The sequence below is a fragment of the Parafrankia sp. BMG5.11 genome (assembly GCF_004337455.1).
Map to the genome: position 1 here is coordinate 50,926 of NZ_SJXI01000080.1, position 11,009 is coordinate 61,934.

The following is an 11,009-nucleotide window of genomic DNA, read 5'->3' on the forward strand; positions in this document are numbered from 1 at the left end:
GCGGGCGAACCGTCCCTTCCGCCCGCGCGGGTACGCACGAGGCCGGAGTGGGTACTGCTCGTAAGGAAAATGCAGCGGTGCGTGATGGTGCCTTTTGGTGGCGGGGTGGGGTCGGTCGACGACCCGGTGCCCGTCGGGTGGTCAAACCGGCAGGGGGTGACCGGTATGGATGCGACCGGCGGCGCGGACCCGCGGGCGGCGGGTGACGAGGGAGCGGACGAGGCGGCACAGGCGCCGGGCGGCACGGTCCCGCGGGCGGCCGGTGGCGCGGTCGCGATCACGGGAGGTACCGGCTTCCTCGGCGTGCGCCTCGTCCGCGAGCTGCTCGACCGGGGGCGCCGGCTGATCCTGCTCGCGCACGCCGGCTCGCCCGACGCGCTCGACCGGGTCCGGCGCTTCCTCATCGCGACCGGCGCCGGCCCGGCGCTGCTCGCCGACCTCCCGCGCCGGATCCGGGTCGTCGAGGTCGACGTCGCGCAGCCCGCGCTCGGACTCGACGCCCGGGCGTTCCGCGAGCTGGCCGAGGACGTTCACGCGGTGTGGCACAGTGCGGCGGACACCGCGCTCGCCGGCGATCCCGGCCAGTTGCACCGCGCCAACGTCGACGGCACCCGGCACGTGCTGGACCTGGTCACCGCCGGCCCGCGCCGCCCGTCGCTGTTCCATGTCAGCACCGCGTTCGTGGCCGGTGCGCGGTCCGCCCGGGTCGTCTACGAGGACGACCTGGACGCGTCGGAGGGCTTCGAGAACGCCTACGAGCGGTCGAAGCACGACGGCGAGGTCCTCGTGCGGGAGTGGGCGGCCCGGCACGGCCGGCCGGCGGTGGTGTTCCGCCCGAGCCTGCTGCTCACCGACCTCCCGCCGAGCCCCGATCTCCCGCCGCACACCCTGGACGTGGTCGCGCGGGCCGTCATGATGATCGTCTCGATGGCCGCCGAGGTCACGCTCACCCCCGAGGAGCTGGACGGCGCCCCGCGCCCGACCGTGCGGGTGGTCGGTGACCCGCTGGCGCGACTCAACGTGATGGCGGTGGAGGACGCGGCCCGTGACATGGTGCGGATCGCCGACCACGCGCAGCCCGCCGCCGTCGCGCGGCCCGCCGGTGTCGCGACCTACCACATCGTCGGCGACACCGAGGTCACGCTGCCGGAGATCATCGACCTGTTCGAGGGCTTCTTCCCCGCGCACCTGGTCGCCGTCCCGGAGCCGCCCGCGGACCAGACGCGCGTCGAGCGGATGGTCGACCTGCTGCCCGGCTTCTCCTCCTATCTGCGGCACCGGCACACCTTCGACGACACCCGGGCCCGCACCGTCCTGGGCGAGCGCCCGTGTGGGCGCCGGATCGACCGCGACTACCTGCTCGCCGCCCTCGGTGTCGGTGACCTGGTAGAGCCCGAGCTGGCCGACGCCCGGCCGTCCACCGCGACCGGCGACGGGCTCGAGGCACTGGCCCGGGCCCGTCGGGAACGCGAGCGGCGGTCCGTCCGCGAGCCGGTCACGAGGACGTCCCGATGACCGCCGTCCCGATGACCGTGGTCGCGCCGGCCGAGGCCGAGCTGGTCTGGATCCCCGGCCCGTACCCGGCCGCGTTCGACCGACCGGGGCTGCTCGCCTGCGCCCGCCAGATCCGGCAGCCCGTGCACGTGCTGTCGGTGCCGGGCCGCGGGCTCGGCGCCGGGCTGGGTGGCCAGGTCGCCGGCGGGGGACCGGCCACGTCCACGGTCGTCGGGATGCTGCCGCCGGTGTACCCGGAGTGGCTCGGTGACCGGGCGTTCACCCAGGCGCACCAGGTCCGCTTCCCCTACATCGCGGGCGAGATGGCGACCGGCATCGCCACCACCGACCTGGTGATCGCCATGGCCCGGGCGGGCATGCTCGGCTTCTTCGGCTCCGGCGGCCTGCCCCCCGACCGGGTCGAGCAGGCGGTGACCACCCTGGCCCGGGCGCTCGGCGGCCGTCCCAACTGGGGTGTCAACCTGCTGCATTCGCCGGGCGACGCACGCCTGGAGAACGGCACCGCCGAGATGCTGCTGCGTCACGGCGTCCCGTGCGTGTCGGCGTCGGCGTTCATGACCCTCACCCCGGCGGTGGTGCGGTGCGCGGCGGCCGGGCTGCGGCGCGCGCCCGACGGCAGCGTCGTGCGCCGGACGAGGGTCTTCGCGAAGATCTCCCGCCCGGAGGTCGCCGAGCTGTTCATGTCGCCGCCGCCCGCGCCGCTGCTGCGCGTCCTGGTGGACGCCGGCCAGCTCAGCGCCGAGGAGGCCGAGCTCGCGGCCGGGCTGCCCGTCGCCGAGGACATCACCGTCGAAGCCGACAGCGCCGGGCACACCGACAGACGTCCGCTGGCCGTGCTGCTGCCGGCGGTGCAGGCCGCGCGGGACAGGGTGGTCGAGCGGTTCGGGCTGCGCACCACCCCCCGGATCGGCGCGGCCGGTGGCCTGGGCACGCCGCGGGGCGTCGCGGGGGCGTTCGCGCTCGGCGCCGCCTACGTGCTGACCGGGTCGGTCAATCAGCTCAGTGCCGAGTCGGGGCAGTCCGACGACGCCAAGGCGATGCTGGCCGGCGCGGACATCGCCGACGTGGCGATGGCGCCCGCGGCCGACATGTTCGAGCTCGGGGCGAAGGTGCAGGTCCTGCACCGGGGCACCATGTTCGCCAACCGGGCGGGCACCCTCTACGAGGCCTACCGCCGGCACGCGGGCCTCGACGACATCGTCGGCGCCGAGCGGGCGAAGCTCGAACGGGACGTCTTCGGCATGGCGCTGGACGACGTCTGGCGGCGCACGGCCGAGTACTGGCAGACCCGCGACCCCGGCCAGGTCGACCGCGCGCGGCGCGACCCCAAGCACCGGATGGCGCTGGTGTTCCGCTGGTACCTGGGCAATTCGGGCCGGTGGGCGCTGGCCGGGGACGGCAGCCGGCGCACCGACTACCAGATCTGGTGCGGCCCGGCGATGGGGGCGTTCAACCGCTGGGTCGCCGGCAGCTTCCTCGCCGAGCCCGCCAACCGCACGGTCGTGCAGATCGCGCTGAACCTGCTGGAAGGCGCCGCGGTGGTGACCCGGGCCCACCAGTTCCGCACCTGCGGGCTGCCGGTGGGCGAGCCGGTGTTCCCGCCGCGGCGCCTCGCGCCCGAGCCCAGCTGAGCCTCGCGCCCGTGACGAGAGGAGCACACCAGACATGACAACCACCACCGCGGCGCGGACGTCGCCGCAGGTGCCTGTGGCCGTCGTCGGCGTCGGCGCGATCATGCCGGGCTCGACCGACGCGCCCGGGTTCTGGGACTCGATCCTGCGCGGCGAGGACCTGATCACCGACGTCCCGCGTTCCCACTGGCTCCCCGAGGACTACTTCGACCCCGATCCGTCCGTGCTCGACAAGACCTACGTGCGCCGCGGGTCCTTCCTGCCGCTCGTCGACTTCGACCCGACCGAGTTCGGCATCCCGCCGAGCATCATCCCCGCCACCGACACCGCCCAGCTGTTCGCGCTCAAGGTGGCCGACCAGACGCTGCGCGACGCTCTCGGTGACCGCTACGAGCAGGCGGACCGCGGCCGGTTCGGGATCATCCTCGGCAGCGGCAACCTCGAACTCCTCAGCGAGATCTACATCCGGCTCGGCCGGCCGATGTGGTACCGCTCGCTGCGCGACCTCGGCTTCTCCCACCCGGACGCGGACCACATCTGCGACTACATGATGAAGGACTATCCGCGCTGGCAGGAGGCGACGCTCCCCGGCGGCCTCGGCAACATCGTCGCCGGGCGGGTCGCCAACCGGCTCGACCTGCACGGCGTGAACTACACGGTGGACGCCGCCTGCGCCAGTTCGCTCGCGGCCGTCTCCGCCGCGGTCAACGAGCTCGCCCTCGGCCGCGCCGACATGATCATCTCGGGTGGCGTCGACGCCCTGAACAACCCGTGCACCTTCGTCAGCTTCTGCCGGACGCCCGCGCTCTCGCCCACCCAGGACTGCCGTCCCTTCGCCGCGGACGCCGACGGCACGCTGCTCGGCGAGGGCGTGGCGATGGTCGCGCTCAAGCGGCTCGCCGACGCCGAGCGGGACGGCGACCGGATCTACGCGGTGATCAGGGGCATCGGCGCGTCCTCGGACGGCCACGGCTCCGCGATCTACGCACCGACACCGGGCGGCCAGATCCGGGCGCTGCACGCCGCCTACCTCGACGCCGGCTACAGCCCCGCGACCGTCGAGCTCCTCGAGGCGCACGGCACGGGCACCGTCGTCGGCGACCGCACGGAGGTCACCGCGCTGACCGAGGTCTTCGGGGACGCCCGCCGCGACGACCACCGCTGGTGCGCGCTCGGCTCGGTGAAGTCGCAGGTCGGGCACACCAAGTCGGCGGCCGGCGCGGCCGGGCTGGTCAAGGCGGTCCTCGCGCTGCACCACCATGCCCTGCCCCCGACGATCAAGGTGACCGAGCCGAATCCGGACCTGGGCCTGGAGACCAGCCCGTTCTACCTGAACACGGTGGGACGTCCGTGGGCCGAGCCCGCGGATCATCCGCGCCGGGCTTCGGTCTCCAGCTTCGGGTTCGGCGGGATCAACTTCCACATCGCGCTGGAGGAGGCCCCGCGCTCCCCGGCCCCGGTGATGGTCGGCTCGCCGCCGGCCGCCGGGGCACTGACGCGGTCCGTCGCGACCGGGTCCGTCTCGAACGGTGCGGCGCTGAACGGCGCCGGGCCCGTCGAGGCGGCCGGACCGGTGGCGGCGGGCAGCGAGCTGGTGCTGTTCAGCGGTGCCAACGCGCAGGAGATCCTCGACGCGCTGCGCGCGGTCGACCTGCCCGACGAGGACGACCGGTCCCTCGACTCCGGCCGCACGGCGGCGCTCGCCTGGGCCAGCCAGCACCGCTTCGACCCCGGTCAGCCGGTCCGGCTCGCCGTCGCGGCCGTCGGCACCAGGCAGCTCGCGGCCCGGCTCGACCAGGCGGCCGCCCTGGTGGCGCGGCGTCCGGACGAGTCGTTCACGAACCCCGTCGGCGTCCACTACCAGGTCGACGCGGGCCGGCCCGCCGACGATGCCGGCGACCGGCTGGCGTTCCTCTTCCCCGGGCAGGGCAGCCAGTATCTCGGGATGGGCCGGGACCTGGCACTACGCCATCCCGCCGCCCGCCAGGTGTGGGACCGCTTCGGCGTCCTGCGGCTCGGTGACGGCGCTGCCGCCGGGGGCGCTGCCGTCGGAGGCACTGTCGCCGACATGGTGTTCCCACCGCCGGTGTTCAGCGAGGCGGAGCAGGCCGCCCAGCGCGACGCGCTCACCGCGTCCGAATGGGCGCAGCCGGCACTCGCGGTGCACGAGCTCGCCCTGCTCGCGGCCCTCACCGACGTCGGCGTGCGGCCCCGCGCAGCCGCCGGGCACAGCTTCGGCGAGCTGGCCGCGCTGTGCGCCGCCGGCGTCCTGGACGCCGCGTCCCTGGTCGCGCTCGCGCGCCGCCGGGGCGAGCTCGTCCGCGACGCCGCCGCCACGGCACCCGGCGGAATGCTCGCCGCTGTGGCAACGCCCGCCGAGGTCACAGCTGCCCTCGGCGCACCCGAGCCCGAGCCCGAGCCCGGGGCCGGGGCCGGCGAGGCGGCCCAGGGTGAGCTGGGCCGGGACGTCTGGATGACCAATCTGAACGCGCCGCGCCAGGTCGTCCTCTCCGGCACGGCGGACGGAGTGGTGGCCGCCGCCCGGCGGCTGGCGGCCACCGGGATCACCACCCGCCGCCTCGACACGGCCGCCGGCTTCCACAGCCCCCTGCTCGACGGCGCGCGGGACCCGCTGCGCCGCTTCGTCGACGACCTCGAGATCCGGGCCCCCCGGTTCGGCGTCTACGCCGGCGCCGATGGACGTCCCTACCCGAGCGACCCGTGGGCCGTCCGCGAGCGCATCGTCGACCAGCTCACCACCCCGGTCCGGTTCGTCGACCAGATCGAGGCCATGTACGCCGACGGCGTCCGGACCTTCGTCGAGGTCGGCCCCGGCGGCACGCTCACCGGCCTGGTCGACCAGATCCTCGACGGCCGGGAGCACGCGGCGATCAGCCTGGAACGCCGCGGCCAGGACGGCGACGCGACGCTGATGTCGGCGCTGGGACGGCTGGCCGCCCTGGGCCTGGATCTCGACCTCGACCGCCTCTGGGCGGCCCGGGGCGTACCCGAGCGACGGGAGCCGGTGATGACCGTGAAGATCGACGGATCGAACTACGGGCGCTACTACCCGTCGCCCGAGCTGCTGGCCACCCCGGCCGTCCAGGAGACGTCCGGGGACGCCCGCTCGTCCAACGGCTTCGTCTGGAACGAGCCCGGCACCGAGCCCCCGAACGTCCGTTCCAACGGGCACGTGACCTCCGCCGCTCCGACCACCCCGGCACCGGCGATCGAGCCCGCGTCGGCCGCTGTCGGAACCGTGCCCGCTGGCGGAACCTCACCGGCTGCCGGACACTCGTCGGCTACCGGAACCGGGCCGGCTACCGGAACCGGGCCGGCATCCGAGACCGCGCCGACGGGCGGGTACCCGGCGGCGGACGCCGGGGCCGGGATCAGCGCCGGGCCCGAGGCGGCGAACGGCGCGGACACCGCCGCCCGGACCGCGGCGGGCGGGGGAGCGGATGTCGTCGAGGCCATGGCGCCACCCGACGGCGACACCCCCGGCGTGATGACCTCGGCCCCCTTCCCCGATCCGGCATCGGGGTCGGCACCGGCGCCGGGTTCGGCGCTGGGTCCGGCACCGGAGCCGGGGTCGGTGGCTCCGGTGCCGGCCTGGTCGGCCGATCCGGCCGAGCCGGCCCCGCTTCGGCTGGCCGCCGGGTGGCCGGGAGCGGTAGAGCAGACCCACCGGCAGACCGCCGCGGCCCACACCGCCTACCAGCAGCTCATGACCGAGGCGCACCTGGAGTTCCTGCGCATGACAGGCGCGGTGTGCTCCTGGCTCACCGGCGCACCCGCCGCTGACGGCCCCGGCAGCCGCCCGCGGGTCGTGGACGGCGTGAGCTTCGGACCAGCCGAGTCGTCCGCGCCGCACGCTGTCGCACCGGCCGCTGTCGCACCGCCCACTGCCGCACCGCGCGGCCCGGCCACGGCCGCCGCCTCCGCCGTCACGGCACCGCCCCCACCGCCAGCACCGGCCACGCCGCCGCCGGCGGCGACAGGGGCCTGGGCCACGGCCGCACCGCCGGTCCCGACCGCCGCCGGGTCGGCGCCTGCAGCGGAGCCGGTACCTGCCACCCCGCCCGCGCCGCCTACCGGGCCCGCGCCTGGACCGACCGCCGGGGCCGCGCCGGCCGGCGGGAGCGTGCCGGCTGGTGGATCCGAGCCGGAACCCGCGAGCGGGCCGGCGTCGGCCGGGATGACCCCGGAGGAGGTGACGGACCTCCTGTTCGACGTGGTCTCGGAGCGCACGGGCTACCCGAAGGAAGTCCTCAACATCGACATGGAGCTCGAGGGCGATCTCGGCATCGACTCGCTCAAGAAGGTCGAGATCCTCTCCGCGCTGCGTCAGCAGGTCGGCGACGTCGCGGTCGACGTCAGCGAGACCGACGCGATCGCCGAACTCGCCTCGCTGCGCACCCTCGGCGAGGTCGTGGAGCTGATCCGGCAGCGCCTGGGCTCACCGGGCGGCGGCGACACACCCGGCGCCGACCCGGAGTCACCCGGCACCGGCCCCGCCTCGCCGGGCGCCGATCCCGGCTCGCCCGGCGCGGGCCCGGACTCATCTGGCGCCGGCCCCAAGCTGGCCACCGCCGCCCCCGGGACGGCCGGTGGTGCCCCCTTTCGCCTGAGCAGGTTCGTCGCCGGCCTCGAGAAGACGTCGGCACCCGGCCTGGCCATGCGCGGGCTGCGCGGGCGTCCACTGACGGTCGTCGACGGCGGCAGCGGGGTCGGCGCGGCCCTGGTGGACGAGCTCACCCACGCGGGCGTCGCCGCGGAGCTCGCGGTCGGCAGGCGGCCCACGGCCGTTCTCACCCGCGACCGCGGCGGCGTGGTCCTGCTCGGCGGTCTGGCCGGCCCGGACACCGCCGCCACCGACGGATCTCCCACCGGCGCCATGCTTGAGGTCCAGCGGGACGCCTTCAACTGGGCCCGCGCCGTCGCGGGCTCCGGCCTCACCGAGGACGCCAACCCGGGCGGCCGGGGCGCGGCCGTGTTCGTCACAGTGCAGGACACCGGCGGTGATCTCGGGCTCGGCGGGGCGTGTGGCGAGCGGGCGTGGCTGGGCGGCCTGGCCGCGCTCGCCACCACCGCGGCCGCGGAGTGGCCCTCGGTCGCGGTGAAGGCCCTCGACTGCGAGCGTGCGGGGCGGTCGCCGGCGGCGGTCGCCGCCGTCGTCGTCGCCGAACTGCTCCGCGGCGGCGACACGCCCGTCGTGGCACTGCGCGGCGACGGGACGCGCCTGGTACCGGTCATGCTCCCCGCGGACGCGGACGCGGCCCGGCCGGCCGGCCGGGCCGGCCCGCGGACCGGATCGGCCACCGCGTCGCGGCCCGCGGACGTCGCGCACACGGAGCTGGAGATCGGCCCGGAGACGGTGATCGCCGTGACCGGTGGGGCCCGGGGGGTGACGGCTGCCGGCGTCGTCGAACTGGCGCGCCGGCACCGGCCCAGGTTCGTTCTGCTGGGCCGGACGGCGCTGGCCGACGAGCCGCCGGGGCTGGCGGGGGCGCGCGACGAACGGGCACTCGTCCGCGAGCTGGCCCGGGTGTCGGGCACCGCGGGCGGCCCGGCGCGGCTGCGGGCGCGGGCCCGCGAGATCCTCGCGGTCCGGGAGGTCCGGGCCACGCTCGCGGCGCTGGCCGAGATCGGCGCGCCCGTCCGCTACCACTGCCTGGATGTCCGCGACGAGCGTGCCGTCGCGGCCGCGTTCGACGAGGTGCGGCGCGAGTGGGGGCCCGTGCACGGGCTCGTCCATGGTGCCGGGGCGCTCGCGGACAGGCTGATCGCAGACAAGACGGACGACGACTTCGCCCGGGTCTTCGACACCAAGGTCGGTGGGCTGCGCGTCCTGCTCTCGGAGCTCGCCGGCGACCCGCTGCGGCTGCTCTGCCTGTTCACCTCGGTCGCCGGCTGGTTCGGCAACCCGGGCCAGAGCGACTACGCGATGGCCAACGCGACCCTCGACCACGTGGCCTCGGCGTACCAGGCGGCTTATCCCGACTGCCTGGTGCGGTCGATCGCCTGGGGACCGTGGGCCGGCGGCATGGTCGGCTCCCTGCTCGCCGAGGCGTTCACCCGGCGCGGCATCCCGCCGATCCCGTTGCCCCGCGGGGCACAGGCGTTCGCCGACGAGCTGACGGGCGCACCGGACGGCGCTCCCGCCACGGCCGCCGGGTCGACTCGCGTCATGATCGCCAGCTGTGACGCGAGCGTGATCGGCGGGGCCGGGCGGGGCCCGGCCGCAGGCGTCCTCGGCGAGCTCGCGGTGCACGCCGGCGCGCAGCCCTGGCTCGTCGACCACAGCCCGGCCGGCACGGCCGTCCTCCCGCTGGCGATGGCGCTCGACTGGCTGGCCCGCGGCGCGCTCGCGCTGAGTCCCGCCGCCGCCGGCGGCGTGACACTGCGGGACCTGCGGGTCCTGCGCAAGATCGCACTGCCCGAGCTGGCCCGCGGCGGCCACCGGTTCGCCGTCGTCGCGGCGCCCGGCCGCCAGCCGGGGGAAACCCTGCTCCGAGTGGACGGCGAGGGCGGCGTCCCGCACTACTCGGCGAGGTTCGGGCCCGACCGGTCGCCGCCGACGTCCGGCGAGCGGTGGCCGACGCCCGCCGGCCTGGTGGACCACCCCGAGGAGTCGGCGCGCCACCGCGACCGCATCTACGGCCAGGGCGCGCTCTTCCACGGCCCGCGTTTCCACGCGATCACCTGGCTGATGGGGATGTCGCCCGACGGCGCGGAGGGGACCGTGGTCGGCGTCGACGAGCTGGCATGGGGCGGCGACGGCTGGTACTTCGACGTCGCCGCGCTCGACGGCGGGATGCAGCTCGCCGGCCTCTGGGCGTGGCGGGCGCTCGGCGGCGCCATTCCCATCGCCGTGCGCGAGTGCCGGATCCACCGGCCCGGCCTGCTGTGCGAGCCGGCGCGCGGGGTGGTGCACGCCCGCGGGATCGATGGCGTCCACACCCACTGCGACGTCGCGGTCCTCGACGGCGACGGCGCCCCGCGCATCGAGCTGCTCGGCGTCGAGCTGGTCCTGCGCCCCGACCGCATGTCCCGCTCACGCTGACCCCCGACGCCGGCCCGGATCCCGCGCCAGCACAGGCCCCGGGCCGGCGTGCCCACCGAGCCGATGCGAGTGTCGCAGCCACTCCATGCGCTGGTGTCGCAACTTGCTTCGGCGTGGGCTTGAGCACGTAGTTGGTCCGTCGTTCCTTGGGAGGTGGCAAGGTCCGGCGGATCGGCGGCTGGCCGATGTTGCCGTCGTCGCCGTGAGCCGCTCGTGGCGGGCCTGTACTGGCTGTCCCGCTGCGGCGCGCGCCGGCCACCCGCACGACCGGCCGCCTGAAAAGCGGAAGGTCGGCGGTTCGACCCCGCCCCTGCCCACCGCCTCTGGCCTGGGGTTTTGTCTCTCCGTTGAGCACCTTGAAGATCGTTATGTAGCAACGGGTGTAGCAACGCGAGACGGTGGACCTTTACCGCGTAACCCCTCTGACCTGCATAAATGCTCAAACCTGACTGTCCGCCGCGATATTTCAGGTCGTTGCTACACCCGTCGCTACAGCGCAGGGCGCGGACTCGCGGTTGCGGAGCCAGCGCACGCATCTGACCTGGACCGATGAGCGGCACCGTGGCGGGCGACCATCCGTTGCAGCGGCGGACGGTCCCAATCCGCGCCATCGCTGATCTCGCGGGGTCCTGGCGACCGGGCGGGCACCGTAGTCGACTGAGGTGACCGCCGTCGGAGCGGATAACCAGGCAACTACTGGTGGCGGCGGCGTACGCCTTGCTGGCGGCGTCGACGATGCGCCTCTCGGCCAGCGCGGTACGCCGGCCGAGAGGCGCCACGACCGCCTGATGTCGAGC

General features: G+C 75.5%; 3 protein-coding genes. All 3 read left to right on the forward strand.

Going from position 1 to position 11,009, the window contains the following annotated elements; translation table 11 throughout:
- Positions 1-84: 84 nt before the first annotated feature.
- From E0504_RS40130 to E0504_RS40140, 3 genes are read left to right on the forward strand one after another with little or no spacing between them, the layout of a single operon-like run.
- The gene (locus E0504_RS40130) at positions 85-1,515 is read left to right on the forward strand and encodes an SDR family oxidoreductase (protein ID WP_243657844.1); all 1,431 of its coding nucleotides are present in this window, start codon (positions 85-87) and stop codon (positions 1,513-1,515) included.
- Positions 1,516-1,526: 11 nt separating this feature from the next.
- Positions 1,527-3,146, forward strand: coding sequence for a PfaD family polyunsaturated fatty acid/polyketide biosynthesis protein (locus E0504_RS40135; RefSeq protein WP_112106813.1), 1,620 nt, complete (start codon positions 1,527-1,529; stop codon positions 3,144-3,146).
- 34 nt (positions 3,147-3,180) lie between these two features.
- Complete coding sequence (locus tag E0504_RS40140) at positions 3,181-10,212, forward strand: type I polyketide synthase (protein ID WP_131626944.1); 7,032 nt, start codon at positions 3,181-3,183, stop codon at positions 10,210-10,212.
- Positions 10,213-11,009 lie beyond the last annotated feature (797 nt).